The 26591-nt window shown below is 73.3% G+C and carries 21 protein-coding genes; 18 read left to right on the top strand and 3 right to left on the bottom strand.

Features of this window, described 5'->3' with window-relative positions:
* The first annotated feature begins 91 nt into the window (after positions 1 to 91).
* From OG937_14975 to OG937_14925, 11 genes are all read left to right on the top strand, one after another.
* Entirely contained in the window at positions 92 to 2344 is a 2253-nt protein-coding gene (locus OG937_14975) for an ATP-binding protein (protein ID WUD72908.1), read from the top strand.
* Positions 2345 to 2986: 642 nt separating this feature from the next.
* Positions 2987 to 4522: a PucR family transcriptional regulator gene (locus tag OG937_14970; protein WUD72907.1), complete on the top strand. Its 1536-nt coding sequence runs from the start codon at positions 2987 to 2989 to the stop codon at positions 4520 to 4522.
* A gap of 89 nt (positions 4523 to 4611) precedes the next feature.
* Positions 4612 to 6057 carry an aldehyde dehydrogenase family protein gene (locus OG937_14965; protein WUD72906.1) on the top strand — a complete coding sequence of 482 codons (1446 nt, stop codon included), beginning with the start codon at positions 4612 to 4614 and terminating at the stop codon, positions 6055 to 6057.
* Positions 6058 to 6340: 283 nt separating this feature from the next.
* Positions 6341 to 6781 carry a hypothetical protein gene (locus OG937_14960; protein ID WUD72905.1) on the top strand — a complete coding sequence of 147 codons (441 nt, stop codon included), beginning with the start codon at positions 6341 to 6343 and terminating at the stop codon, positions 6779 to 6781.
* 122 nt (positions 6782 to 6903) lie between these two features.
* Positions 6904 to 8841: an acyl-CoA dehydrogenase family protein gene (locus OG937_14955; protein WUD72904.1), complete on the top strand. Its 1938-nt coding sequence runs from the start codon at positions 6904 to 6906 to the stop codon at positions 8839 to 8841.
* 89 nt (positions 8842 to 8930) lie between these two features.
* Entirely contained in the window at positions 8931 to 10199 is a 1269-nt protein-coding gene (dxr, locus tag OG937_14950) for a 1-deoxy-D-xylulose-5-phosphate reductoisomerase (protein WUD72903.1), read from the top strand.
* Positions 10196 to 11521, top strand: a complete 1326-nt coding sequence (locus tag OG937_14945; protein ID WUD72902.1) for a site-2 protease family protein — start codon at positions 10196 to 10198, stop codon at positions 11519 to 11521. The genes dxr and OG937_14945 overlap by 4 nt, the downstream gene beginning before the upstream one ends.
* Positions 11522 to 11622: 101 nt before the next feature.
* Complete coding sequence (ispG, locus tag OG937_14940; protein WUD72901.1) at positions 11623 to 12777, top strand: flavodoxin-dependent (E)-4-hydroxy-3-methylbut-2-enyl-diphosphate synthase; 1155 nt, start codon at positions 11623 to 11625, stop codon at positions 12775 to 12777.
* A gap of 132 nt (positions 12778 to 12909) precedes the next feature.
* Entirely contained in the window at positions 12910 to 13755 is an 846-nt protein-coding gene (locus OG937_14935; GenBank protein WUD72900.1) for a GNAT family N-acetyltransferase, read from the top strand.
* 14 nt (positions 13756 to 13769) lie between these two features.
* Positions 13770 to 14303 carry a GNAT family N-acetyltransferase gene (locus OG937_14930; GenBank protein ID WUD72899.1) on the top strand — a complete coding sequence of 178 codons (534 nt, stop codon included), beginning with the start codon at positions 13770 to 13772 and terminating at the stop codon, positions 14301 to 14303.
* 70 nt (positions 14304 to 14373) lie between these two features.
* Complete coding sequence (locus OG937_14925; GenBank protein ID WUD72898.1) at positions 14374 to 16062, top strand: proline--tRNA ligase; 1689 nt, start codon at positions 14374 to 14376, stop codon at positions 16060 to 16062.
* 641 nt (positions 16063 to 16703) lie between these two features.
* Here OG937_14925 and OG937_14920 read toward each other — a convergent pair.
* From OG937_14920 to OG937_14910, 3 genes are read right to left on the bottom strand one after another with little or no spacing between them, the layout of a single operon-like run.
* Positions 16704 to 17639 (bottom strand): aminoglycoside phosphotransferase family protein, encoded by a 936-nt coding sequence (locus tag OG937_14920; protein ID WUD72897.1) that lies wholly within the window; start codon positions 17637 to 17639, stop codon positions 16704 to 16706.
* Positions 17640 to 17662: 23 nt separating this feature from the next.
* Positions 17663 to 18109: a ferritin-like domain-containing protein gene (locus OG937_14915; protein ID WUD72896.1), complete on the bottom strand. Its 447-nt coding sequence runs from the start codon at positions 18107 to 18109 to the stop codon at positions 17663 to 17665.
* Between the two features lie 8 nt (positions 18110 to 18117).
* Entirely contained in the window at positions 18118 to 18675 is a 558-nt protein-coding gene (locus OG937_14910) for a hypothetical protein (protein ID WUD72895.1), read from the bottom strand.
* A 148-nt stretch (positions 18676 to 18823) separates the two neighbouring features.
* Here OG937_14910 and rimP point away from each other — a divergent pair, with 148 nt between their 5' ends.
* The 7 genes from rimP to truB all read left to right on the top strand — a co-directional run bounded on the left by rimP (position 18824) and on the right by truB (position 25774).
* Positions 18824 to 19348, top strand: coding sequence for a ribosome maturation factor RimP (rimP, locus tag OG937_14905; protein WUD72894.1), 525 nt, complete (start codon positions 18824 to 18826; stop codon positions 19346 to 19348).
* 2 nt (positions 19349 to 19350) lie between these two features.
* Positions 19351 to 20337 carry a transcription termination factor NusA gene (nusA, locus tag OG937_14900; protein WUD72893.1) on the top strand — a complete coding sequence of 329 codons (987 nt, stop codon included), beginning with the start codon at positions 19351 to 19353 and terminating at the stop codon, positions 20335 to 20337.
* A gap of 78 nt (positions 20338 to 20415) precedes the next feature.
* Positions 20416 to 20697: a YlxR family protein gene (locus OG937_14895; protein ID WUD72892.1), complete on the top strand. Its 282-nt coding sequence runs from the start codon at positions 20416 to 20418 to the stop codon at positions 20695 to 20697.
* 155 nt (positions 20698 to 20852) lie between these two features.
* Entirely contained in the window at positions 20853 to 23960 is a 3108-nt protein-coding gene (infB, locus tag OG937_14890; GenBank protein ID WUD72891.1) for a translation initiation factor IF-2, read from the top strand.
* 144 nt (positions 23961 to 24104) lie between these two features.
* Positions 24105 to 24398 carry a DUF503 domain-containing protein gene (locus tag OG937_14885; protein ID WUD78741.1) on the top strand — a complete coding sequence of 98 codons (294 nt, stop codon included), beginning with the start codon at positions 24105 to 24107 and terminating at the stop codon, positions 24396 to 24398.
* 42 nt (positions 24399 to 24440) lie between these two features.
* Complete coding sequence (gene rbfA, locus OG937_14880; GenBank protein WUD72890.1) at positions 24441 to 24896, top strand: 30S ribosome-binding factor RbfA; 456 nt, start codon at positions 24441 to 24443, stop codon at positions 24894 to 24896.
* Positions 24893 to 25774 carry a tRNA pseudouridine(55) synthase TruB gene (truB, locus tag OG937_14875; protein ID WUD72889.1) on the top strand — a complete coding sequence of 294 codons (882 nt, stop codon included), beginning with the start codon at positions 24893 to 24895 and terminating at the stop codon, positions 25772 to 25774. The genes rbfA and truB overlap by 4 nt, the downstream gene beginning before the upstream one ends.
* Positions 25775 to 26591: the final 817 nt, after the last annotated feature.

Here is a 26591-nt window from a genome sequence, read left to right as displayed (position 1 = left end):
ACGCGACGGTACGCACGAGAAGCCCGCGGCGTCTCCGCCCGGAGGCCCCGGCCCGCAACCGGGCACACCGCCGGTACCCGGTGCCCGGCCGATGCCGGGCGCCCCGCCTGCGCACGCCGGACCGCCGCCCGTCCCCGGTGCCCGGCCGGGCCCCGCCGACCCCTCGCGCGGCGAGCGGGACACCCGCACCTGGCGCGACGCCGACCAGGACGCCGCCCCGGCCACACCCCCGCCGCCATCCGGACCGCCCCCGCTGCCGGGGGTCCGCCCCGGCGCCGCCCCGTGGCACGCCCCGGCCGAGTCCGCACCGGCCGCCACGCCGGACGGGTCGGGCCTCCTCGCCTGGCTGCGGGCCCCGCGCCCGGCCGCCGCCCCCGGTGTGTGGCGCCTCGGGCACCGCCCCCGCCCCGCCGCCGACCCGGACGCCGTGCCGGGCCGCCAGCTCGTCGCCGGCGCCCTGATCTCCTTCCTCGGCGGCTGGCTGCTGTGGTCCCTGCTGTGGAACGGCTACCTCGGCAGCTACTGGCTGTGGCCGCTGCTCGCCCTGACCCCCGACTCCTGGCGCCGGGCGGGCGGCAACCAGACCGCCTACCTGTGGGCCTCGTACCTCTACTACGCGCTCATCGGCGGCGCCCTGCTGGTCTTCTTCGCCCGCATCGGCCGCTGGGCCGAACTGTGGCGCCGCTACATCACCACCCCCCTCCAGCGGTCCCGCGAGGAGGAGGCCACGGCCGCCGGCCGCGAACCGGCCGACCACGCCCAGGACCCGGCCGCCTTCCCCGCGCTCCGCCAGGGCGGCGCCGCCGACGCCGCGGACCGGCTCGCCGAGGACGCGCGCTCCGGGCTGATGAACGACGTCGACTTCGCCCGCCTGTCCCGCGCCTGGCAGTCCGTGCGCTCCGAACCCGGCCGGCTGACCGCCTTCACGGACACCGTCCTGCGGTACGGGGCCGCCGCCTGCGCCCACCCGTCCGGTGCCCGCGACCTGCCGGCCCGAGCCGCCCGGTACGACCTGCTCGCCGGCCAGGTCCGCATCGGCGCCGCACCCGACGACGAGCGCAACCCCCGCTCCCACCGCGGCGCCGGCTACGCCCTCGACCCGTCCGTGCTCGGCACGTCGCTGCTGGCCGTCGGGCCGCCCGGCTCCGGCAAGACCGTGCGCCTGGTGCGGCCCGCGCTGGAGCTCATGTGTCTGCAGGCCCTCGCCGGGCGGGCGGCCGTGGTCGTGGTCGGCACCGAGGGAGCACGGCTCGCACCGGACGAGTCCTTCGACGTCGTCGTCAAGATCGGCCATCCCGACTCCGCGTACGACCTCGACCTGTACGGCGGCACCTCCGACCCCGACGAGGCCGCGGGCTTCCTCTCCGAGGCCCTCGTCGGCGACCTCGCCGCGGCGCTGCCCGGCGGCGACAGCCGCCGCGCCGCCACCGCCCTCGCCCAGCTCCTCGGGCCCTTCCACGCCGCCCACGACCGCTTCCCCTCCGTCCCCGAGCTGCGCGAACTCCTCGACGGCACCCCCTCGGCACTGGCCGCGCTCCGCTCCGCCCTGCAGGCCCGCGGCGGCGCCGCCCAGGGCCAGCTGCGCGAACTCGACGCACGGGAACGGCAGTCCGCCCGGCCCGGCGACGCGGGCCCCCTGCTCGCCGACCGGATCGCGCTGCTCGACCGGCCCGCCTTCGCCGGGTTCTTCGACACCACGGGCGGCAGCCACCCGTTCTCGCTGCGGGGCCTGGAGCACCCGCTCCGGGTCCGCATCGACCTCCCGGAGCGGGGCCACGCCGAGGTCTCCCGGATGCTGGCGCGGCTCGTCCTCGCCCAGTTCGCCGAGTGCGCCACGGCCCGGCAGGACCGCTCCCTGTTCGCCTGCCTCGTCCTCGACGACGCCTCCCACACGGTGACCGCGGAATCCGTGCGCGGCCTGCAGCGCATGCGCTCCGCCAACGCCGGCGCGGTGCTCACGCTGCGCACGCTGGACGACGTCCCCGAAGCGCTCCGGGGTGCCCTGCTCGGCGCCGTCGGCTGCCGGGCCGCCCTGGCCGGCCTCACGGCCTGGGACGGCGCGCGGTTCGCCGAGGTGTGGGGCAAGGAATGGGTCGACGTCCACGACGTCACGAACCGCCAGATCGTCGCGGACGAGCCGCTCACGCGGGTGCTGCATGCCGTGCGGCGCCTGGTGACCGGGAAGGCGGTCACGGCGGAGTCGGTGACGGTCCGCCGGGTCGAGCGCGAGCGCTGGTCCGCGTCCGAGCTCGCGCACGCGGTCCCCGCGGGGCACGCGGTCGTCTCCCTCACCGCGGTCGACGGGGAGCACGCCCCTCCGGTGCTCGTCGATCTGCGCGCCTGACCGTTTGTGTGCGGGTGCGCTGTGGTTGCGGCCCGTTGTTGTGTGCGGGGTGTTTGCGCCTGCGGCGGGCATCCCCCGCCCTCCCGCCCGATTGCCCGGCGCGGTTGGTGCGGGCCTCGCGCGTTCGTGGTGGGCCGGGGTCGGGGCCTCCGGGGCTGGGCATTCTGGACCGCATATTTATGTGCATGACGGGCGGCACGTGTTGTGCCGTCTGTGCCGCACAACAAATACACGTCAGCGTCCAGAACGCCCACCCCTACGACCCCGCCCCCTCCGTATCGAGCGGCGACCAACGGCCGGTGGGGGGTGAGGTGCCGGTCCAGGGTTGCCGCAGGTGCCTTACTGACCCCCCACCGGCCGTCATGCGCCCCAACCTGCGGGAGGGGGTGTGGCTGGGTGCTCCCCGGGCGAAGGCTGGGGGAGTACGCCGGCGCGGCACCGACCCCACAACGACCGCGCGAGGCGGTCACTGACCGCGCCGGATGGGGGTCCCCCCGGCCGAAGGCTGGGGGAGGGAGGGCGGGCGGGGGAGAAACCCCAACAGCAACAACCGCGGCGCCGCACACGAAGACGGCACCGCACCGCAGGTATACGGTGAGGCAGAATCGGATGTGAACGCACTCCGAGATGGAGAAAAAGCCCGTGCCCCCCACGCTCGCCTCGCTGCTGCGGAACCCCGCCCTGAAGCTGGCCGTCCTCGCCGGAGGCGACCGCCTGGGGGAGGCCGCCGTCCGCTGGGTGCACACCAGCGAGCTGGACGACCCGGCGCCGTACCTGGAGGGCGGCGAGCTCCTGCTGACCACGGGCCTCAAGCTGGACGTCGGCTCGCCCGAGGCGCTCGGCCAGTACGTGGCGCGCCTGGCCGGCGCCGGCGTCGTGGGCCTCGGGTTCGGCGTGGGGCTGAGCCATGACACCGTGCCGCAGGCGCTCGTGGACGCGGCGGCCGCGCACCGGCTGCCGTTGCTGGAGGTGCCGCACAAGACCCCGTTCATCGCGATCAGCAAGGCCGTCTCCGCGGAGCTCGCCGCTGACCGGTACAAGGCGGTGACCGCGGGGTTCGAGGCGCAGCGGGAGCTGACCCGGGCGGCGCTCGCTCCGGACGGGACGACGGCGCTGCTGTCGCGGCTGGCGGCGCACCTGAACGGCTGGGCGGCGCTGTACGACGCGTCGGGCGCGGTGGTGGCCGCGGCGCCGGAGTGGGCGGGGCGGCGGGCGGCGCGGCTCGCCGGGGAGGTGGAGCGGCTGCGCGGCAGGCCAGCCCCGGCCAGTGCGGCGGTCGCGGGCCCGGCCGGCACGGAGGACCGCGTGGAGCTGCAGTCGCTGGGCACCGGCCGGCGCCCCCGCGGTTTCCTCGCGGTGGGCACGGAGGAGCGGCTGGACACCTCGGACCGCTACCTCGTGCATGCCGCCGTCGCGCTGCTGACGCTGTCCCTGGAGCAGTCCCGCGCGCTGCAGGACACCGAGCAGCGCCTGGGCGCCGCGCTGCTGCGGATGCTGCTGGCCGGCGAGCCCGAGCACGCCCGCACCGTGGCCGGCCGGCTGTACGGCGGGCTGTTCGACGCCCCCGTGCGCGTGCTGGTCGCGGAGCGCGCGGAGGCCGCGGGGGACGCCGTGGGGCTGCTGGCCGAGCGGGTGGAGGCGGCGGGGATGCGGGCCGCGGAGCCCGTGCTGGCGGTGCGGGACGAGGACCGGCTGACGGTGCTCGCGGCCGCGGACGGCGCGGTGATGCCGGCCTGCGTGGCGGCGGTCGACGGGAGCGACGACCTGGTGGCCGGGCTGTCCGCCGCGGTGGGTGCCGCGGGTGTCCCGGGCGCGCACGAGCAGGCCGAACGCGCGCTGGCGGTCGCCCGGCGGCGGGGCCGCAGCCTCGTCGAGCACGACGAGGTCGGTTCCGGCTCGGTGCTGCCGCTGCTGAGCGACGAGGCGGTACGGGCCTTCTCCGACGGCCTGTTGCGGCCGCTGCGCGAGCACGACGCCACCGCCCGCGGTGACCTGGTCGCGTCCCTGCGGGCGTGGCTGTCCCGGCACGGGCAGTGGGACGCCGCCGCGGCGGACCTCGGGGTCCACCGGCACACGCTGCGCTACCGGATGCGGCGCGTGGAGGAGATCCTCGGGCGCTCGCTGGACGACCCGGACGTACGCATGGAGCTGTGGCTGGCCCTCAAGTCCGGCGGCTGACACGGTCTGCCAAAACGTCGCACAGGGCGGGATCCGCAGGACGCACTGGACAAGACCGGCCGGGTGCCGCCCGCCCTACCGTGGTCCGCATGAGCACCCCCACCGCCTTCTGGCTCGCCGGCCGCCCCGCCACCGGCGAGGACACCTTCGATGTCGTGAACCCGTACGACGGCAGCGTCGTGGCCTCCGTCGGCGTGCCGACCCCCGCCCAGGTGGAGGAGGCCGTCGCCGCCGCCGAGGCGGTCGGGGCGGAGTTCGCCGCTACCCCCGCCCATGTGCGGGCCGCGGCCCTGGACCACGTGTCGAAGCGGCTGGCGGAGCGCTCCGAGGAGATCGCCCGGCTGATCACCGCGGAGAACGGCAAGCCGGTCAAGTGGGCCCGCGGCGAGGTCAGCCGTGCCGTGTCCGTCTTCCGCTGGGCGGCGGAGGAGGCACGCCGCTTCAACAGCGGCGAGGCCCAGCGCCTGGACACCGACGCGGGCGGCGTGGGCCGCCTCGCGCTGACCCGGCGCTTCCCGCGCGGCAGCGTGCTCGGCATCGCGCCGTTCAACTTCCCGCTGAACCTGGTGGCCCACAAGGTGGCCCCGGCGATCGCGGTCGGCACGCCGATCATCCTGAAGCCGGCCCCGGCGACCCCGCTGTCCGCGCTCCTCCTGGGCGAGATCCTGGCCGAGACCGACCTGCCGGCCGGTTCGTGGAGCGTGCTCACCGTCCCGAACGACCGCATGCCCGCCCTCGTCCGGGACGAGCGGCTGCCGGTCATCTCCTTCACCGGCTCCGACCGGGTCGGCTACCAGATCATGGACTCGGTGCCGCGCAAGCACACCACCCTCGAGTTGGGCGGCAACGCCGCCGCCGTCGTCCTGGCCGACTGGTCCTCCGAGGAGGACCTGGAGTGGGCGGCGAACCGCATCGCCACCTTCTCCAACTACCAGGGCGGCCAGTCCTGCATCTCCGTCCAGCGGGTCATCGCCGACGCGTCCGTGTACGACCGGCTGGTGGAGAAGGTCGTCGCCAAGGTCCGCGCCCAGGTCACCGGCGACCCCTCGGACGACGCCACCGACGTCGGCCCGCTCGTCGACGAGAAGGCCGCCGAGCGCGTGGAGTCGTGGGTCGAGGACGCGCTGGGCAAGGGCGCCAAGCTGCTGACCGGCGGCCGGCGCGACGGCGCCGCCTACGAGCCGACCGTGCTCGCCGACCTTCCGGCGGACGCGATCATCGCCACCGAGGAGGTCTTCGGCCCCGTCCTGTCCCTGCACAAGGTGGACGGCACCGACGAGGCCTTCGCGGCGGTCAACGACTCCAAGTTCGGCCTGCAGAGCGGGGTGTTCACCCACGACCTGCAGACCGCCTTCCGCGCCCACCGCGAGCTGGAGGTCGGCGGCGTCATCATCGGCGACGCCCCCTCCTACCGGGCCGACCAGATGCCCTACGGCGGCGTCAAGGACTCCGGCGTGGGCCGCGAGGGCGTCAAGTACGCCATGGACGACTACACCTACGAGCGGGTCCTGGTCCTGACCGGTCTCGCTCTGTAATCCTCACGGCAGGACGAGCCACCCCTTCCAGCGGCCGGGGCGCATGTGCGGTGCGCCCCGGCCGCGCTGTGCCCAGGGAGGGGAAACGCGAGGTGGCACCGTATGCGGTGGTCCGCACGGCGGAGGCCGCGCGAAGCCGGACCGGCGGCGCGTCCGGCTGCCGCGCGAGCAGCGCTCCCCGTACGACTCGCATCCCCGATCGCCGAACGTGTCCGCCTCGTCGCGGCGGCTCCCGCCGGGCAGGACCTGACCGGCCCTGGAGCCGCCGCACGACCGGGACCAGGTGCCGATCGCCCTGGAGGGGGCCACCCTCAGTCCCGAGAGCCCGGCGTTCACCCGAGTGGAGTGGAGCGCCCTCGCGGATCCGGTGGTGCGTCCGGTGCCCGCCGAGAACGCCGCGCCGCTGCGCGTCGCGCTGTCGGCCGCGGGCACCGAGCCGACCGTCGTGGCCCCGCTCGACGCCGCCGACCGGGGCCGCCTCCCGGCCCCGGCGCAGGCGCTGCCCGAGCGCGCGCCGCACGAGGGCGTCGCCGGCCGCGCCCTCACCGGATCCGGCGCGGCCCAATGGGAACTGACGTCGGATCAGGATGTCCGGCCGGTGCCGGCCGACGGCACCGGCGAGGCGGAGTCCGGTTCGGCCGTCGCCGCCCTCACCGGCCCGGTCACCGAGGGCGACCCCGCCCCGGACACCGCGTCGCTACGGAAGCTGCTCGCGTCGGCCTGAAATGCCGTCGGAAAGGCCGCCGGCCCCCCGCGCCCCGTGCGCGAGGGCTGGTGACCATGCCGGAACCGGGGTACTAACGAACAAGTAGCACCGGTCGGTAACCGACGCGAGGTGACGCCCCCATGTCCGCAGCATCCGCCCGCCCCACCGTTTCCGAACGCGAAGCGCGCCAGGTCGCAGAGGCCGCCCGCGAACAGGAATGGCGAAAGCCGAGCTTCGCCAAGGAACTGTTCCTGGGCCGCTTCCGGCTCGACCTGATCCATCCCCACCCCACACCGTCGACCGAGCAGGTCCAGCGCGGCGAGGAGTTCCTGGCCAAGCTGCGCGACTTCGTCGAGACGAAGGTGGACGGGGCCCTGATCGAGCGTGAGGCGAGGATCCCCGACGAGGTCATCACCGGGCTGAAGGAGCTCGGTGCCCTCGGCATGAAGATCGACCCCAAGTACGGCGGCCTCGGCCTCACCCAGGTGTACTACAACAAGGCGCTGGCCCTCGTGGGCTCCGCCAGCCCCGCCATCGGCGTGCTGCTCTCCGCGCACCAGTCGATCGGCGTGCCCCAGCCGCTGAAGATGTTCGGGACCCCGGAGCAGAAGGAGCGGTTCCTGCCGCGTTGCGCTCGCACCGACATCTCGGCCTTCCTGCTCACCGAGCCCGACGTGGGGTCCGACCCCGCGCGACTTGCGACCACGGCCGTGCCCGACGGGGACTCCTACGTCCTCGACGGCGTGAAGCTGTGGACGACCAACGGCGTCGTCGCCGACCTGCTGGTCGTCATGGCGCGGGTGCCGAAGAGCGAGGGCCACAAGGGCGGTATCACCGCCTTCGTCGTCGAGGCCGGCTCCGAGGGCATCACCGTCGAGAACCGCAACTCCTTCATGGGGCTGCGCGGCATCGAGAACGGCGTCACCCGCTTCCACCAGGTACGCGTCCCCGCCGAGAACCGCATCGGCCCCGAGGGCGCCGGGCTGAAGATCGCGCTCACCACCCTCAACACCGGCCGCCTCTCGCTGCCCGCGTCCTGCGTCGCGGCTGGCAAGTGGTGTCTGAAGATCGCCCGTGAGTGGTCGGCCGCCCGCGAGCAGTGGGGCAGGCCGGTCGCCCGCCACGAGGCCGTCGGCGCGAAGATCTCCTTCATCGCGGCGACCACCTTCGCCCTCGAGGCCGTCATGGAGCTGTCCAGCCAGATGGCCGACGAGGACCGCAACGACATCCGCATCGAGGGCGCGCTGGCCAAGCTCATCGCCTCCGAGATGAGCTGGACCATGGCCGACGAACTGGTCCAGATCCGCGGCGGCCGCGGCTTCGAGACCGCCGCGTCCCTCGCCGCCCGCGGCGAACGGGGCGTCCCGGCCGAGCAGTTGCTGCGCGACCTGCGGATCAACCGGATCTTCGAGGGCTCCACGGAGATCATGCACCTGCTGATCGCCCGCGAGGCCGTCGACGCCCACCTGTCGGTCGCCGGGGACCTCATCGACCCCGACAAGGCGCTCGGCGACAAGGCCAAGGCCGGCATGAAGGCCGGCGGCTTCTACGCCCGCTGGCTGCCGAAGCTGGTGGCCGGCCCCGGACAGATCCCCGGCGCGTACTCCGCGTTCCACCCGGCGGGCCACCCCGACCTCGCCGCCCACCTGCGCTACGTCGAGCGGGGTGCCCGCAAGCTCGCCCGCTCCACCTTCTACGCCATGTCGCGCTGGCAGGGCCGGATGGAGACCAAGCAGGGCTTCCTGGGCCGCATCGTCGACATCGGCGCCGAACTGTTCGCCATGAGCGCCGCCTGCGTCCGCGCCGAGATGCTCCGCACCCGGGGCGAGAACGGGCGCGAGGCCTACCAGCTCGCCGACGCCTTCTGCCGCCAGTCGCGGATCCGCGTCGAGGAGCTCTTCGGCCGCCTGTGGACCAACACCGACGCCATCGACCGCAAGGTCGTCGACGGGGTCCTCGGCGGCGCCTACACCTGGCTGGAGTCCGGCATCGTCGACCCCTCCAGCGACGGCCCGTGGATCGCCGACACCACCCCGGGCGCCTCACACAAGGAGAACGTCCACCGGCCGATCCGCTGACCGGACCGGGGACGCGTCCCCCGCGCACAGGGCACCGCCTTCCCGGAGGCGGTGCCCCCGTCGTGCCGGCGACCGGACACAATGGGGGGATGACGGACTCTCTCGCCGACCCGCATCTGCGGCTGCCCGGACCGGACGCGGCCACCGCCGCCCACGACGGCCCCCGCACCATCGTGATCCTGGGTTCGACCGGATCGATCGGCACCCAGGCCATCGACGTCGTCCTGCGCAACCCCGACCGCTTCCGGGTGGTGGCCCTGTCCGCCGCCGGCGGCCGGGTCGGGCTCCTCGCCGACCAGGCGCGGCAGCTGGCCGTCTCCGCGGTCGCCGTCGCGGACGTGAACGCGGAAGGCCCGCTGCGGGAGGCGCTGGCCGAGCGCTACGGCACCGAGCCCCTGCCGGAGGTCCTGGTCGGCCCGGAAGCCGCGACCGAGCTGGCCGGCCGGCCGTGCCACTCCGTCCTCAACGGCATCACCGGCTCGATCGGGCTGCGCCCGACGCTGGCCGCCCTGGAGGCGGGGCGGATCCTGATCCTCGCCAACAAGGAGTCGCTGATCGTCGGCGGCCCCCTGGTGAAGGCCGTGGCCAAGCCGGGGCAGATCGTGCCCGTCGACTCCGAGCACTCCGCGCTCTTCCAGGCCCTCATGGGGGGCTCCCGCGCCGAAGTGCGCAAGCTCGTCGTGACCGCCTCCGGCGGCCCCTTCCGCGGCCGTGACAAGGAGGAGCTGGCCGGGGTCACCCCCGAGCAGGCGCTGGCCCACCCCACCTGGGACATGGGCCCGGTGGTGACGATCAACTCGGCCACCCTGGTGAACAAGGGCCTGGAGGTCATCGAGGCCCACCTGCTCTTCGACATTCCCTTCGACCGCATTGAGGTGGTCGTCCACCCGCAGTCGTATATCCACTCGATGGTGGAATTCACTGACGGCTCCACGCTGGCCCAGGTCAGCCCGCCCGACATGCGGATGCCGATCTCGCTGGGCCTCGGCTGGCCCGAGCGGGTGCCGGACGCCGCGCCCGGGTGCGACTGGACGAAGGCGGCCACGTGGACCTTCTTCCCGCTGGACGACGAGGCGTTCCCGGCGGTGGCGCTCGCCCGCCGCGTCGGTAGCCTCGGGGGTACCGCCCCCGCGGTGTTCAATGCGGCCAACGAGGAGTGCGTGGCCGCGTTCCTCGCGGGCACGCTGCCCTTCACGGGCATCGTGGACACCGTCGCACGGGTGGTCGAGGAGCACGGCACCCCCGCGGAGGGAACCTCCCTGACCGTGGAGGACGTCCTCGAAGCGGAGAACTGGGCGCGGGCCCGCGCCCGGGAACTGGCTGCGGAACAGGCGACAACGGAGGCGGCACACGTATGACGGGACTCATGTGGGCACTGGGGATCGCCGTCTTTGCGGTCGGCCTCCTGGTCTCCATCGCCTGGCACGAGCTCGGCCACCTCTCCACGGCCAAGCTGTTCAAGATCCGCGTGCCGCAGTACATGGTCGGCTTCGGGCCGACCGTCTGGTCCCGCCACAAGGGTGAGACCGAGTACGGCATCAAGGCGATCCCGCTGGGCGGCTACATCCGCATGATCGGCATGTTCCCGCCCGGCGACGACGGCCGGGTGGCCGCCCGGTCCACCTCGCCCTTCCGGGGCATGATCGAGGACGCCCGCTCCGCGGCGTACGAGGAGCTGAAGCCCGGCGACGAGACCCGGATGTTCTACACGCGCAAGCCCTGGAAGCGCGTGATCGTCATGTTCGCCGGCCCCTTCATGAACCTGATCCTGGCCTTCGGGCTCTTCCTGACGGTCCTCATGGGCTTCGGCCTGCAGATGCAGACCACCACGGTCGGCGTGGTCTCGGACTGCGTCATCGAGCAGTCCGACACGGCCGCGCTCAAGGCCAAGGACCCCTGCGCGACCAAGAAGTACCCCGAGACCCCGGCCAAGAAGGCCGGCCTGAAGGCGGGCGACCGGATCGTCGCCTTCAACGGCGTCCGCGTCGACGACAGCGAGTGGTCCGTCCTCCAGCAGGAGATCCGCAAGACCACCGGGCCCGCCACCGTCACCGTGCTCCGCGACGGGAAGACCGTCGACCTGCGCGCCGACCTGGTCGAGAACAAGGTCGCCAAGACCGACGGCAACGGCGGCTACGCCGAGGGCCAGTACGTCACGGCCGGCTTCCTCGGATTCACCCCGGCCAGCGGCGTGATCCGGCTGGACTTCGCCCAGTCCCTCGACCGCATGGGCGACATGGCCCAGAGCGGCGTCGAGTCCCTGGCGGCCCTGCCCTCCAAGGTCCCCGACCTGTGGAACGCCGTCTTCAACGGCGCAGAGCGGGGGCAGGACTCCCCGGTCGGCATGATCGGCGCCGCCCGCATCGGCGGCGAGGTCTTCGCGATGGACATCCCGGCGACCTGGCGGCTGGCGTTCTTCCTCAACCTGCTGGCCGGCATCAACCTCTCGCTCTTCCTGTTCAACATGCTCCCGCTGCTGCCGCTCGACGGCGGCCACATCGCGGGCGCGCTGTGGGAGTCCGTCCGCCGTACCGTCGCCCGGATCTTCCGTCGGCCCGACCCCGGTCCCTTCGACGTCGCGAAGCTGATGCCCGTCGCCTACGTGGTCGCCGGCATCTTCATCTGCTTCACGGCGCTGGTCATGGCCGCGGATCTCATCAATCCGGTGCGTTTGACCTAGGCGCGATGTCGGAGGCGTGGGTGGGGTGACGTAGTCTCGTTCAACGGAGCCCGCCCACGCCGCCGGGACCTCGATCCGCGTACTTTGGGGATGCCACGCACATGACCGCGATTTCGCTCGGGATGCCGTCCGTTCCGATCAAGCTCGCCGACCGACGCAAGAGCCGCCAGATCCAGGTCGGATCGGTCGCGGTCGGCGGCGACGCCCCGGTCTCCGTCCAGTCCATGACCACGACCGTCACGGCCGACATCGGCGCCACGCTGCAGCAGATCGCCGAGCTCACCGCGTCCGGCTGCCAGATCGTCCGGGTCGCCTGCCCCTCGCAGGACGACGCCGACGCCCTCGCCACCATCGCGAGGAAGTCGCAGATCCCGGTGATCGCGGACATCCACTTCCAGCCGAAGTACGTGTTCGCGGCGATCGACGCGGGCTGTGCGGCGGTGCGGGTGAACCCGGGCAACATCCGGCAGTTCGACGACAAGGTGAAGGAGATCGCCAAGGCGGCCTCCGAGGCGGGCACCCCGATCCGGATCGGGGTGAACGCCGGGTCGCTGGACAGGCGCCTGCTGGAGAAGTACGGCAAGGCCACCCCGGAGGCGCTGGTGGAGTCGGCGCTGTGGGAGTGCTCGCTGTTCGAGGAGCACGGTTTCCGGGACATCAAGATCTCGGTGAAGCACAACGACCCGGTGGTGATGGTCAACGCGTACCGGCTGCTGGCGGCGCAGTGCGACTATCCGCTGCACCTGGGGGTGACCGAGGCGGGTCCGGCGTTCCAGGGCACGATCAAGTCGGCGGTGGCGTTCGGCGCGCTGCTGAGCGAGGGCATCGGTGACACGATCCGGGTGTCGCTGTCGGCTCCTCCGGCGGAGGAGGTCAAGGTCGGCATCCAGATCCTGGAGTCGCTGAACCTGCGGCAGCGGCGGCTGGAGATCGTCTCGTGCCCGTCGTGCGGTCGTGCGCAGGTGGACGTGTACAAGCTGGCGGACCAGGTGACGGCGGGCCTTGAGGGCATGGAGGTCCCGCTGCGGGTCGCGGTGATGGGCTGTGTCGTCAACGGTCCGGGCGAGGCGCGCGAGGCGGACCTGGGGGTGGCCTCGGGCAACGGCAAGGGGCAGATCTTCGTCAAGGGCGAGGTCATCAAGACCGTGCCGGAGTCGAAGATCGTGGAGACCCTCATCGAGGAGGCCATGAAGCTCGCCGAGCAGATGGAGGCCGACGGCATCGCCTCCGGCGAGCCCTCCGTCTCCGTCAGCTGACCCACCATCCCCTCCCGCGTCCCGGGCCCCCGCGGTCCGGGATACGGGCGGGCACGGGCGGAACACACGTTCCCGAGGTAAGGTTCGGGGACTTCCCCCGACCGCTGCGGCCCGTACGGTGAGGCGCCCCACGTGTTGACGACCACGACGACCAAGGTCATGGAGCCAGGCGAACTCGACGCCGCCCTCGCGGTGCTCGACCGTGATCCGGTGTCCAACACGTTCGTCGCCTCCCGGGTCGCCGTCGCCGGACTCGACCCCTGGCGCCTCGGCGGCGAGATGTGGGGCTGGTACTCCGGAGGCCGCGTCGAAGCGCTCTGCTACGCCGGCGCCAACCTCGTCCCGATCTGCGCAGGCCCCGAGGCCGTGCGCGCCTTCGCCGAGCGGGCACTGCGCGCCGGACGCCGCTGCTCCTCCATCGTCGGCCCCACCGCCCCCACCTCCGCGCTGTGGTCGCTGCTCGAACCCAGCTGGGGGCCGGCCCGCGAGGTCCGCTCCCACCAGCCGCTGATGGTCACCCGCGCGCTGCCCGCGCAGGTCGAGCCCGATCCGTACGTGCGGCGGGTCCGGCGCGACGAGATGGACGTGATCATGCCGGCCTGCGTCGCCATGTTCACCGAGGAGGTCGGCGTCTCCCCGCTCGCCGGCGACGGCGGACTGCTCTACCAGGCCCGCGTCGCCGAACTCGTCGGCGCCGGCCGCGCGTTCGCCCGCATCGAGGACGGCAAGGTCGTCTTCAAGGCGGAGATCGGAGCCGTCACCCGGCACGCCTGCCAGATCCAGGGCGTCTGGGTCGCCCCCGAGTACCGCGGCCGCCGCCTGTCCGAGACCGGCATGGCCGCCGTCCTGCACTACGCGCTGCGCGACGTGGCCCCCGTGGCCAGTCTCTACGTCAACGACTTCAACGCGCCCGCCCGGGCCGCGTACCGCCGGGTGGGCTTCACCGAGGTCGGCGCCTTCATGAGCGTCCTGTTCTAGTAGTGTCGCCGCCCATGGAGGACGTGGCGGTCGAGCCGATCGACCTGGCGGCACGAGTGGACGAGGCGCTGGCCGTCCAGGCGGTCGCCTTCGGGCTGGGCGCGGAGGAGGTCGCCATCCGCCGGCAGATCGTGCTGCGGCACCTGTGCTTCCCCGGTGTCCGCGCGCTCGGCGCGCTCACCCCCGACGGACGGCTCGCCGGCTTCGTGTACGGCATGCCCAACAGCCGGATCCACTGGTGGTCCACGGTCGTCGAGCCCTACCTGCGGCGCACCGGCACCGACGAGTGGCTCGACGACTCCTTCACCATCACCGAGCTGCACGTCCACCCCGGCTTCCAGGGCCGCGGCATCGGGCGCGCCCTCATCACCACCATCACCGACGGCGCCGACGAGCCCCGCAGCATCCTGTCCGCCATCGACACCGAGAGCAGGGCCCGGCGGCTCTACCGCGCCCTCGGCTACACCGATCTGGCCCGGCCCGTGCACTTCCCCAGCGCGGCCAGCCCGTACGCCGTCATGGGCGCCCGCCTGCCCCTCGTGCGATAACGCGTTTCCGGGAGCGCGCCACGGCTCGATATCCTCGGCGCAACGGTACGAAACCCCCTGGAGAGCCCCCATGGTCCTGCGCATGTCCCGGCTGATGCTCAAGACGCTGCGCGACGACCCGGCCGACGCCGAGACCGCGAGCCACAAGCTGCTGGTCCGGGCCGGATACGTCCGCCGCTCATCGGCGGGGGTGTGGACCTGGCTGCCGCTCGGCAAGCGGGTGCTGGAGAACGTCGCACGCGTCGTCCGCGAGGAGATGGACGCCATCGGCGGTCAGGAGGTCCTGCTGCCCGCGCTGCTCCCGCGGGAGAACTACGAGCTCACCGGGCGCGCCGGCGAGTACGGCGACCTGCTCTTCCAGCTCCGCGACCGCAAGGGCGCGGACTACGTGCTCGGGCCCACGCACGAGGAGATCTTCACCCAGGTCGTCAAGGACCAGTGCGCGTCCTACAAGGACCTGCCGGTGATCCTCTACCAGATCCAGACCAAGTACCGCGACGAGGCCCGGCCCCGGTCCGGCGTGCTGCGCGGCCGCGAGTTCCAGATGAAGGACTCGTACTCCTTCGACACCACCGACGAGGGCCTGGCCGAGGCCTACCGGCTGCACCGCGAGGCCTACATCAAGATCTTCTCGCGGCTCGGCTTCGACTTCCGCATCGTCTCCGCCGTCTCCGGCGCGATGGGGGGCTCGGCCTCCGAGGAGTTCCTCGCCCCCGCCGCGGCCGGTGAGGACACCTTCGTGGACTGCCCCGCGTGCGACTACGCGGCCAACACCGAGGCCGTCACCACCGTGGTGCCCCCGGTCGAGGGCGCGGACCACCCGGCCCTCGAGGAGGTGGACACCCCCGACACCCCCACCATCGAGACCCTCGCGGCGCACCTGGGGGTGCCGGCCTCGGCGACCCTGAAGAACCTGCTCGTCAAGGTCGACGGCGAGATCGTCGCCGTCGGCGTCCCCGGCGACCGTGAGGTCGACCTCGGCAAGCTCGCCGAGCACCTCGCCCCCGCCGAGGTCGAACTCGTCACCGCCGAGGACTTCACCGGCCGCCCCGACCTCGTCCGCGGCTACGTCGGCCCGCAGGGCCTCACCGGCGTCCGCTACCTCGCCGACCCCCGCGTCGCCCCCGGCACCGCCTGGGTCACCGGCGCCAACAAGCCCGACACGCACGCCCGCAACGTCGTCTGCGGCCGCGACTTCGAGGTCGACGAGTACCTCGACGTCGTCACCGTCGAGCCCGGCGACCCCTGCCCGCGCTGCGGCGCCGGCCTCAAGCTGGACCGGGCCATCGAGATCGGCCACATCTTCCAGCTCGGCCGCAAGTACGCCGACGCCTTCGAGCTCGACGTCCTCGGCCAGAACGGCAAGCCGGTCCGGGTCACCATGGGCTCCTACGGCATCGGCGTCTCCCGCGCCGTCGCCGCGCTCGCCGAGCAGACCGCCGACGGGCAGGGCCTGTGCTGGCCGCGCGAGGTCGCCCCGGCGGACGTCCACGTCGTGGCGGCGGGCAAGGCCCTGCAGACGGAGCTGGCCCTCGAGGTCGCGGAGAAGCTGCACGCGGCCGGGGTCAGGGTCATCGTCGACGACCGCGCGGGCGTCTCGCCGGGCGTGAAGTTCACCGACGCGGAGCTGCTCGGGGTGCCGACGATCCTCATCGTGGGGCGCGGAGCCGGGGACGGGATCGTCGAGGTCAAGGACCGCCGCACCGGGGAGCGCGAGGAGTTGTCCGTCGCGGACGCGGTCTCCCGCGTATCCGCGTAGCGGATACGCGGGGGTGCCCCGTGCGGCCCGTTGTCGTGTGCGGGTGCGTTGCGCCTGCGGCGGGCGGTTTCCCCGCCCGCCCTCCCTCCCCCAGCCTTCGGCCGGGGGGACCCCCATCCGGCGCGGTTGGTGCGGGCTTCGCGCGGTTGGTGGTGGGCCGGGGTCGGGGCCTGCGGGGCTGGGCATTCTGGACCGCATATTTATGTGCATGGCGGGCGGTCCAGGTCGGACCCCGGATGCCGCACAACAAATACACGTCAGCGTCCAGAACGCCCACCCTCCCCCAGCCTTCGGCCGGGGGTGCCCCCAACTCCCCCGCCCCCTCCGTATCGTCGGGCGACCAACGGCCGGTGGGGGGTTGAGGAGGCGGTCCGGGGTTGCCGCAAGTGCCTCACTCACCCTCCACCGGCCGTCATGCGCCCACACATCGGGAGGGGGTGTGGCGGGGTGCGCCCATGGGGGTCCTCCCGGCCGAAGGCTGGGGGAGTGCGCCGGCGCGGCACCGACCCACAACGACCGCGCGAGGCGGTCACTGATCGCGCCGGGCAATCGGGCGGGAGGCGGGGGAGAAACCGCAACCGCAACACACAACGGCGCCGCACATGACGACCGGGCCCAACAGAACGCACCCCCGGCAACAACTAAAGCCAGGCCGCGAACTCCAGCAACAACTCCCCGCCCTGACGGTCGCCCACGGAGAACGCCCACACGCCCGCCTCGACCGCCCGGAACAGGGCCCAGCCGCGGACGCGGTCCCGGTCGAGTTCGAGGGAGTCGGAGAGCTTGGCGACCCTCCGCCGGGCCGCGGACTGCGACCCCGGCGTGGCGACCAGCGTCTCGAGGCGGTCGCGGACGAGCCAGGCCAGGTCGTACGCGGGCTCGCCCGCGACCGGCTTGGGGTCGATGGCCAGCCACGGCACGCGGTCCGCGGCGAGCACGTTCCCGTGGTGGTAGTCGCCGTGCAGCAGCACGGCCTCGCCCGGGGCGGCCGCGCACAGTTCGTCGCGGGCCGCGAGGGCCTCGTCGACCAGGGCCCGGGCCTCCTCCGGGACGTAACGCTGCTCGCGCCGCTCCCGCAGCAGTGCCGCCAGGCGCGCCGTGTGCTCGGCGACCGGAACGAAGGGGTGCCCCTCGCCCGGGGGGACCCAGAGCCGCTGCAGGGTGGCGCACGCCTCGAGCATCGCCTTCTGCTCGGGCAGCGAGCGCAGCGACACGTCGCTGTGCAGGCGCTCCAGGAGGAGCGCCCCCGCCTCGGGGTCGGCTCGCAGCAGGCGGACCGCGCCGCGGCCGTCCCAGCGGGCGAGCGCGGCGTGCTCGTGCCGGGTCTCGTCCGTGACGAGGCCGACCTTGAGGGTCGCGGGGGTGTCGTCGGCCTGCCGTACGAGGACGACCATGCTGATCTGGCCGCCGGGGGAGAGCACCCGTTCCGGCCTCAGCTCCCAGCGCGCGAGGTGGTCCGCGACGCGCTCGGGGAGGCCGGCGAGCCAGGCGCGGCCCGCCTCGCCCTCCCAGGCGCTGACCGTGCGGACCAGCCGCTCGGGCGGTTCCAGGTGCTGGGGCTGTGGTGCCGAGGCCATGGGTGGGTACGTCCCTCCTGGTGCTAAACCTTCTCCGCGGCCGTCCGCGCGCGTTCGGCCAGCCCCGGGAAGGCTACGCTGCCCCCGCGCCAGCGCACGGCGCGGACCGCCGCCTCGCGCAGCGCGTCGGCCGCCCCGCGGCGCAGATCGGCGTCGGCGGCGCGCACGAGGTCCGCGTAGACCCCGGCGACCCGGTCCTCCAGTTCCGCGGCGAGACGCACGGCCGCCTTGCCGTCCGGCACGTCGAACGGCAGGGCGTACGCGGGTTCGGCGGCGACGGGTTCGCCGCCGAGGTCGCCGACGGTACGGCGCAGCGAGTCGCGGCGGGCGCGGTGCGCGTCGTACGCCTGCTGGGCCTGCTCGCCGAGTTCGCCGCCGACGCGGGCGCCGACGATGCCGTAGCCGTACACGGCGGCGTGCTCGGCGGAGAGTGCGGCCTGGACGGCCTTGAGCAGCGCTTGCTGTGCCATGGGTCGGGTCAGTGCTCCTTGAGCAGCAGGACGTGCCCGGCGCCGCAGGCGGCCACCGAGGCGAGCAGGCGGGCGAGTTCGGGCGGTGCGTCCAGGAGCGCGGTTGCCCGGGCGTCGGCGAGCGTGCGTTCGGCCGCCGCCAGCGCGGACAACGCGGCTCCGGCCTCCGCGGGGACGGACGGCGAGGCCGACGGCGACGGGGAGGACATCGGCGAGGACGACGAAGGCGCGGCGGACGGTGACGCCGACCGTGCCGACGTGCCGAACGCCTCGGCGTGGCGGGCCACTTCGGCCCGCAGCGGCCGCAGCCGCTTCGCCAGGTCCGGGTGCGCCGCGACGGTGGCGTCGTACTGCGCGAGCAGTGCCGCGCTGTCCCGGGCGGCCCGCTTGCGCAGCGCCGCCGTCGCGTCGGCGGCCGGCGAACCCTTCGCGGACGTCCCCTCGGGCCGTGTCCCGTCGGAGCAACCGCCGAGCAGTCCGGCGGCGGCCGGCAGGACGAGGGCGGCGCGGACCGCGCGCCGGCGGGGAATGTTGCTGAGCGGCACAGTGCCCCTTCCCGTGATCACCTCAGGTGAGGGTACCCGCGCGACGCCCGGGGGCCGTGACGGCGCCCTCCGCTGCGCCGAATCGTCGTTCCGGGGCCTGAACCGATAGGCTTTGGCCCGACACGCGACCTTCCACCACAACAGCACACGCGGCCGAGGAGTCACCCGGATGAGCACCACCCAGAGCGAGAGGCTGCGCGGGCTGCTCGAGCCGCTCGTCGTGAAGACGGGGCTCGAACTGGAAGAGGTCAAGGTGACGGCCGCCGGCAACCGGCGGCAGCTCCAGGTGATCGTGGACTCCGACGAGGGTGCACCGCTGGACACGCTCGCGGAGCTGAGCCGGGAGATCTCGCAGGTCCTCGACGACGCCGACGCCATGGGCGGGGCGGCGTACCTGCTGGAGGTCTCCTCGCCGGGCGTGGACCGCCCGCTCACCGAGCCGCGCCACTTCCGCCGCAACGAGGGTCGGCTGGTCAAGCTGACGACGACCGCCGGTGACGAGCTGGTCGCGCGGATCCTCGCGGTCGACGAGGAAGGGCTCGACCTGGAGGTCCCGGGTGTCAAGGGACGCAAGCCCAAACCCGCCCGTGCCGCCTTCGGCGAGATCGCCAAGGCGCGGGTGGAGATCGAATTCAGTCGCAAGGACCCGGCCGGTGCCGATACTGACGGCGACGAGAGCATGGAGGAGGCGTAGCCGTGGACATCGACATGAGTGCCCTGCGGGGTCTGGTGCGGGAGAAGGAGATCTCCTTCGACCTGCTGGTCGAGGCGATCGAGTCGGCGCTCCTCATCGCGTACCACCGCGAGCCGGGCAGCCGCCGCAACGCGCGCGTGCAGCTCGACCGCACGAACGGCCACGTCACCGTGTGGGCCAAGGAGGACCCGTCGGAGACCCCCGAGGGCGCCGAGCCCAAGGAGTTCGACGACACGCCCAGCGGCTTCGGCCGGATCGCCGCGACCACGGCCAAGCAGGTCATCCTGCAGCGGCTGCGGGACGCGGAGGAGGAGATCACCTTCGGCGAGTACGCCGGCCGCGAGGGCGACATCGTCACCGGTGTGGTCCAGCAGGGCAAGGACCCCAAGAACGTGCTGGTCGACATCGGCAAGCTCGAGGCGATCCTGCCCGTGCAGGAGCAGGTGCCCGGTGAGGACTACAAGCACGGCACGCGCCTTCGCTCGTACGTCGTCCGGGTGGCCAAGGGTGTGCGCGGTCCGTCCGTGACGCTCTCGCGCACCCACCCCAACCTGGTGAAGAAGCTCTTCGCGCTGGAGGTCCCGGAGATCGCGGACGGTTCCGTGGAGATCTCCGCGATCGCCCGCGAGGCCGGTCACCGTACGAAGATCGCGGTCCGTTCCGGCCGCTCCGGGCTGAACGCCAAGGGCGCCTGCATCGGCCCGATGGGCGCCCGGGTGCGCGCCGTGATGGCCGAGCTGAACGGCGAGAAGATCGACATCGTCGACTGGTCGGACGACCCGGCGGAGATGGTCGCCAACGCCCTGTCACCCGCCCGGGTGAGCAAGGTGGAGATCGTCGACATGGCTGCCCGCTCCGCGCGGGTGACCGTGCCGGACTACCAGCTGTCGCTGGCGATCGGCAAGGAAGGGCAGAACGCCCGCCTGGCCGCACGGCTCACGGGCTGGCGGATCGACATCCGGCCCGACACCGAACTCGCCGAGCAGTAGCACCGGCGGGTAACCGAGGAACGACCGTGCGTCGAATAACCCGGAGGGGTGAGGTCGGCGCGGGGAGGTAGACTAAGGATGTCTGGCCGGACGCATGACCCAGCACGCCCGGAGCGTACGTGCATCGGGTGCAGGGAGCGGACGGCCAAGCGAGATCTGCTGCGTGTGGCGGTGGTCGGGGAATTCTGTGTTCCCGATCTTCGCGGTACGCTGCCCGGTCGGGGTGCGTATGTGCATCCCGACACCGTCTGTCTCGACCTGGCGGTCCGCCGCCGGGCGTTCCCGCGGGCCTTCCGGGCCCGGGGACCGCTGGACACCGCGGACCTCCGTGGCTACGTCGAGCAGGCACACCGTGAGTAGGCAGGAAGACCGTACGGGCGACCGTGCGGCCAGGTACCCCGCGAGTTGGAAGTAGGTCGAGATTGCGATGAGCACTCGATGAGCACGCGATGAGTACGCCCATGAAGTAGCGACGGTCCGGCGGACGACCACCCCGGACCTCATGAAGGAGCGAAGTGGCTAAGGTCCGGGTATACGAACTCGCCAAGGAGTTCGGAGTTGAGAGCAAGGTCGTCATGGCCAAGCTCCAAGAACTTGGCGAATTCGTCCGTTCGGCGTCCTCGACGATCGAGGCGCCGGTTGTTCGCAAGCTGACCGACGCACTGCAGGGTTCCGGTGGCGGTTCCGCCTCCTCCAAGCCCTCGGCTGCCAGGCCCGCGGCGCCGCGCAAGGACGCGCCCGCAAAGCCGGTCACCCCCACTCCGGGTGCGCCGGCCCGTCCCGCTGCGCCGGCTCCCAAGCCGGCCACGGGATCAGCCCCCACTACCAAGCCCGCCGGTGGCCCCGCGCCGACGCCGGGCCCGCGCCCGACCCCGGGTCCCAAGCCGGCCCCGGCCAAGCCCGCGCCGGTCACCCCGGTGCCGCAGGCGGAGTTCTCCGCCCCGCCGGCCCCGGAGCGCCCGGCCCAGGAGCGTCCGGCTCAGGAGCGTCCGGCCCAGGGCGAGCGCCCCGCTGCCGGTCGTCCCGGTGGCCCCGGCCCGCGTCCGGGTACCCGTCCCTCCGGTCCCGGCCAGCGTGACGGCGGCCGTGGCCAGGGCGGCCCCGGTGCGCGTCCCGGTGGCCAGGCGCCGCGTCCGGGTGCCCCGCGTCCGGCCGGTCCCCGCCCGGGCAACAACCCCTTCACCTCCGGCTCCACCGGCATGCCGCGCCCGCAGGCGCCGCGTCCGGGTGGTGCCCCCGGCCAGTCCGGCCCGCGCCCCGGTGGCGCCCCGGGTGGCTCCGGTCCCCGTCCGGGTGGCGCTCCGCGCCCCGGCGGCGGTGCCGCCTCCGGCGGTCCGCGTCCGACCCCGGGCGGCATGCCCCGTCCGCAGGGCGGCGGCCCCCGTCCGAACCCCGGCATGATGCCGCAGCGTCCCGCTGCCGGCGGAGCGCCGGGTCGTCCGGGCGGTCCGGGTCGTCCCGGCGGTCCCGGTGCGCGTCCCGGCGGCGGTGCCGGTCGTCCCGGTGGCGGTGGCGGCGGCTTCGCCGGCCGTCCCGGTGGCGGTGGCGGCGGTGGCCGTCCCGGTGGTGGCGGCGGCTTCGGCGGTCCGCGTCCTGCCGGCGCCGGTGGTGGCGGTGGCGGCGGCGGCTTCGCCGGTCGTCCCGGTGGTGGCGGCTTCGGCGGTCGTCCCGGTGGTCCGGGTGGCCGCGGTGGCACGCAGGGCGCCTTCGGCCGTGGCCCCGGTGGCCGTCCGGCCCGTGGCCGCAAGTCGAAGCGGGCGAAGCGCCAGGAGTACGAGGCCATGCAGGCCCCGTCCGTGGGCGGCGTGCTGCTGCCCCGCGGCAACGGCGACACCGTGCGCCTCTCCCGTGGTGCCTCGCTGACCGACTTCGCCGAGAAGATCGGCGCCAACCCGGCGTCGCTCGTCCAGGTGATGCTGAACCTCGGCGAGATGGTCACCGCGACCCAGTCCGTCTCCGACGACACGCTGCAGCTGCTCGCCGACGAGATGAACTACACCCTCCAGATCGTCAGCCCGGAGGAGGAGGACCGCGAGCTTCTCGAGTCCTTCGACATCGAGTTCGGCGAGAACGAGGGCGGCGAGGAAGCGCTCGTCGCGCGTCCGCCGGTCGTGACCGTCATGGGTCACGTCGACCACGGCAAGACCCGCCTCCTCGACGCGATCCGCAAGACCAACGTGGTCGCGGGCGAGGCCGGCGGCATCACCCAGCACATCGGTGCCTACCAGGTGGCCACCGAGGTCAACGGCGAGCACCGGGCCATCACCTTCATCGACACCCCGGGTCACGAGGCGTTCACCGCCATGCGTGCCCGCGGTGCCAAGTCCACCGACATCGCGATCCTCGTGGTGGCGGCGAACGACGGCGTCATGCCCCAGACGATCGAGGCGCTGAACCACGCCAAGGCGGCCGACGTGCCGATCGTGGTCGCGGTCAACAAGATCGACGTCGAGGGCGCGGACCCGACGAAGGTGCGCGGTCAGCTGACCGAGTTCGGCCTGGTGGCCGAGGAGTACGGCGGCGACACCATGTTCGTCGACATCTCCGCCAAGCAGGGTCTGAACATCGACAGCCTGCTGGAGGCCGTGGTCCTCACCGCGGACGCCGCGCTCGACCTGCGGGCCAACCCGGAGCAGGACGCACAGGGCATCGCGATCGAGGCGCATCTCGACCGTGGCCGTGGCGCCGTGGCGACCGTCCTGGTCCAGCGCGGCACCCTGCGGGTCGGCGACACCATGGTGGTCGGCGACGCGTACGGCCGTGTCCGCGCGATGCTCGACGACAGTGGCAACACCGTCGACGAGGCGGGCCCCTCGACCCCGGTCCTGGTGCTCGGTCTGACGAACGTGCCGGGTGCCGGCGACAACTTCCTGGTGGTCGACGAGGACCGTACGGCCCGTCAGATCGCCGAGAAGCGTGCCGCCCGCGAGCGGAACGCGGCCTTCGCCAAGACCCGTCGCCGGGTCAGCCTGGAGGACCTGGACAAGGTGCTCAAGGCCGGCGAGGTCCAGCAGCTCAACCTCATCATCAAGGGCGACGCGTCCGGTTCGGTCGAGGCCCTGGAGTCCTCGCTGCTCCAGCTCGACGTCGGCGAGGACGTGGACCTGCGCATCCTCCACCGGGGTGTCGGTGCGGTCACCGAGACCGACGTCACCCTGGCGGCGGGCTCCGACGCCATCATCATCGGCTTCAACGTGCGGGCCGAGGGCCGCGCCACGTCGCTGGCCGAGCGTGAGGGCGTCGACGTCCGCTACTACTCGGTGATCTACCAGGTCATCGATGAGATCGAGGCGGCGCTCAAGGGCATGCTCAAGCCCGAGTACGAGGAGGTGGAGCTCGGCACCGCCGAGATCCGCGAGGTCTTCCGCTCCTCCAAGCTCGGCAACATCGCCGGTGTGCTCATCCGCTCCGGCGAGGTCCGACGCAACGCCAAGGCGCGCCTGCTGCGTGACGGCAAGGTCGTCGCCGAGAACCTCACCATCGAGGGTCTGCGGCGCTTCAAGGACGACGTCACCGAGATTCGTGAAGGTTTCGAGGGCGGTATCAACCTCGGCAACTACAACGACATCAAGATCGACGACGTCGTCGCGACCTACGAGCTGCGCGAGAAGCCTCGCGTCTGATCGAGGGACATCTGACCGGGGCCGGTTGGCGGAGGGAAAATTCCGTCGATCGGCCCCGGCCGTTGCCTTTACTGTGGTGATTGCTGTTCACGGTGTTCGCACCGTTCACGACGAGGCCCCACAGGTCGGCTTGACCTGATGCCCATGTATGTAGGGACGCTGTCCTTCGACCTGCTTCTCGGCGACGTCCGTTCGCTGAAGGAGAAGCGGTCCGTCATCCGGCCGATCGTGGCCGAGCTCCACCGCAAGTTCGCGGTGAGCGTCGCCGAGGTCGACCACCACGACCTCTACCGCAGGGCCGAGATCGGCGTGGCGGTCGTGTCCGGGGACCCCGGGCACATCAAGGACGTCCTCGGACGTTGCGAGCGCTGGATGGCCTCGCGCCCCGAGGTGGACCTGCTGTCGGCGCGGCAGCGGGTGCACGGGGACGACGACTGACACTCACGTTCCGAAGCGTGATGAGAAGAGAGAAGAGCACGCATGACCGACACCGCGCGGGCGCGCAAGCTGGCGGACCGCATCCGGGTCGTGGTCGCGGAGACGCTCCAGCGGCGGATCAAGGACCCGCGGCTGGGCTACGTGACGATCACGGACACCCGGGTCACCGGTGACCTCCGGGAGGCGACCGTCTTCTACACGGTCTTCGGTGACGACGAGGAGCGGGCCGCCTCGGCGGCGGCGCTGGAGAGCGCCAAGGGCGTCCTCCGCTCGGAGGTCGGACGGCAGACCGGCGTGCGCTTCACGCCCACCCTGACGTTCGTCGCCGACGCGATCCCCGAGAACGCGCGCGCGATCGAGGACCTGCTCGCCAAGGCCCGCGAGGCCGACGAGGAGGTCCGCAAGACCGCCACGGACGCCACCTACGCCGGCGACGCCGACCCCTACCGCAAGCCGGCGGAGGACGAAGGCGACGACGAGGAGGACGGCGACCGATGAAGGACGGGCTTGTCATCGTCGACAAGCCGGGCGGTATGACCTCGCACGACGTCGTGGCCCGGCTGCGCAGGCTGGCCGGGACACGGCGCGTGGGGCACGCGGGCACGCTCGACCCCATGGCCACCGGCGTCCTCGTCATCGGCGTCGAGAAGGCCACCCGGCTGCTCGGGCACCTCGCGCTCACCCGCAAGGAGTACGAGGCGACCATCCGGCTCGGCCAGAGCACGGTCACCGACGACGCCGAGGGCGAGGTCACGGCCTCGGTCCCCGCGGACGGGGTCACCCGCGAGGCGATCGACGCGGGCATCGTGCCGCTGACCGGGGACATCATGCAGGTGCCGTCCAAGGTGAGCGCCATCAAGGTCAACGGCGTCAGGTCGTACGCCCGTGTGCGCGGCGGCGAGGACTTCGAGCTGGCGGCGCGGCCGGTGACGGTGTCGTCCTTCGTCGTGCGGGACGTCCGGCACGTGCGGCACGAGGGCGGTGACGTGGTCGACGTCGACGTCACGGTCGAGTGCTCCTCCGGGACGTACATCCGGGCCCTCGCCCGCGACCTCGGTGCCGGGCTCGGCGTCGGCGGCCACCTCACCGCGCTGCGGCGCACCCGCGTCGGGCCCTACGGCGCCGGGCTCGCCCGCACGCTGGAGCAGCTCACGGAGACGTTCGCGGTGCTGCCCATCGCGGAGGCCGCGGCGGCGGCGTTCCCCCGGTGGGACGTGGACGCCCGGCAGGCGCGGCTGCTCGGCCACGGGGTACGGCTGGACGCGCCCCCGTCCCTGGGGGCGGTGCCCACGGCGGTGTTCGGGCCGGAGGGGGAGTTCCTGGCGCTGGTCGAAGCGCGGGAGGGGCAGGCCAAGATCCTGGCCAACCTCGCCTGACGCGGCGCGGCGCTTGCGGCCCGGGGTGCGTTCTGTGGGGCCCGGTGGTTGTGTGCGGGTGCGTCGCGCCTGCGGGCGGCTGCGCCGGGCTGCCCGGGTGTTTGTGTGCGGGTTGTTTGCGCCTGCGGCGGGCGGTTTCCCCGCCCGCCCTCCCTCCCCCAGCCTTCGGCCGGGGGGACCCCCATCCGGCGCGGTTGGTGCGGGCTTCGCGCGGTGGGTGGGCCGGGGGCGGGGCCTGCGGGGCTGGGCATTCTGGACCGCATATTTATGTGCATGGCGGGCGGTCCAGGTTGTGCCGTCTGTGCCGCACAACAAATACACGTCAGCGTCCAGAACGCCCACCCTCCCCCAGCCTTCGTCCGGGGGTGCCCCCAACGACCCCGCCCCCTCCGTATCGCGGGCGGCCAACGGCCGGTGGGGGTGAGAAGGCGGTCCGGGGTGGGCGCAGGTGGCTTTCTGAGCCCCGACCGGCCGTCAGTCGCCCCAACCGACGGGAGGGGGTGTGGCGGGGTGCCCCGGCAGGGGACGAGCGGCGGACCCGGCGCCGAACGCTGTGGACGTAAACCGCGAGCCCCGAGGTGGGGGTCCCCCCCCGGCCGAAGGCTGGGGGCGTACCCCGGCGCGGCACCGACCCCACGACGACCGCGCGAGGCGGTCACTGACCGCGCCGGGCAATCGGGCGGGAGGGCGGGGGAGAAACCGCAACAGCGACAGACGCGGCGCCGCACACGAAAACCGGGCCCAACAGAACGCGCCCCGGACCGCTTCGCGGCGCAACCGTGAAGCGCGGGCCCTCCCCCCTCGCGGCCCGCGCTGC

The sequence above is a fragment of the Streptomyces sp. NBC_00510 genome (assembly GCA_036013505.1).
Taxonomy (GTDB): domain Bacteria; phylum Actinomycetota; class Actinomycetes; order Streptomycetales; family Streptomycetaceae; genus Actinacidiphila.
Note: the sequence above shows the minus strand (reverse complement) of the source record. Positions and strands in the feature narration are given on the sequence as shown.

Excerpts from the sequence above, each read along its gene's own strand:
- rbfA (WUD72890.1), top strand. The coding sequence starts at position 24,441 with ATGACCGACACCGCGCGGGCGCGCAAGCTGGCGGACCGCATCCGGGTC.
- OG937_14885 (WUD78741.1), top strand. The coding sequence starts at position 24,105 with ATGTATGTAGGGACGCTGTCCTTCGACCTGCTTCTCGGCGACGTCCGT.
- OG937_14930 (WUD72899.1), top strand. The coding sequence starts at position 13,770 with ATGGAGGACGTGGCGGTCGAGCCGATCGACCTGGCGGCACGAGTGGAC.
- OG937_14925 (WUD72898.1), top strand. The coding sequence starts at position 14,374 with ATGGTCCTGCGCATGTCCCGGCTGATGCTCAAGACGCTGCGCGACGAC.
- ispG (WUD72901.1), top strand. The coding sequence starts at position 11,623 with ATGACCGCGATTTCGCTCGGGATGCCGTCCGTTCCGATCAAGCTCGCC.
- OG937_14915 (WUD72896.1), bottom strand. The coding sequence starts at position 18,109 with ATGGCACAGCAAGCGCTGCTCAAGGCCGTCCAGGCCGCACTCTCCGCC.
- rimP (WUD72894.1), top strand. The coding sequence starts at position 18,824 with ATGAGCACCACCCAGAGCGAGAGGCTGCGCGGGCTGCTCGAGCCGCTC.
- OG937_14965 (WUD72906.1), top strand. The coding sequence starts at position 4,612 with ATGAGCACCCCCACCGCCTTCTGGCTCGCCGGCCGCCCCGCCACCGGC.
- OG937_14975 (WUD72908.1), top strand. The coding sequence starts at position 92 with ATGCCGGGCGCCCCGCCTGCGCACGCCGGACCGCCGCCCGTCCCCGGT.
- OG937_14945 (WUD72902.1), top strand. The coding sequence starts at position 10,196 with ATGACGGGACTCATGTGGGCACTGGGGATCGCCGTCTTTGCGGTCGGC.
- truB (WUD72889.1), top strand. The coding sequence starts at position 24,893 with ATGAAGGACGGGCTTGTCATCGTCGACAAGCCGGGCGGTATGACCTCG.
- dxr (WUD72903.1), top strand. The coding sequence starts at position 8,931 with ATGACGGACTCTCTCGCCGACCCGCATCTGCGGCTGCCCGGACCGGAC.
- OG937_14955 (WUD72904.1), top strand. The coding sequence starts at position 6,904 with ATGTCCGCAGCATCCGCCCGCCCCACCGTTTCCGAACGCGAAGCGCGC.
- OG937_14920 (WUD72897.1), bottom strand. The coding sequence starts at position 17,639 with ATGGCCTCGGCACCACAGCCCCAGCACCTGGAACCGCCCGAGCGGCTG.
- OG937_14895 (WUD72892.1), top strand. The coding sequence starts at position 20,416 with ATGTCTGGCCGGACGCATGACCCAGCACGCCCGGAGCGTACGTGCATC.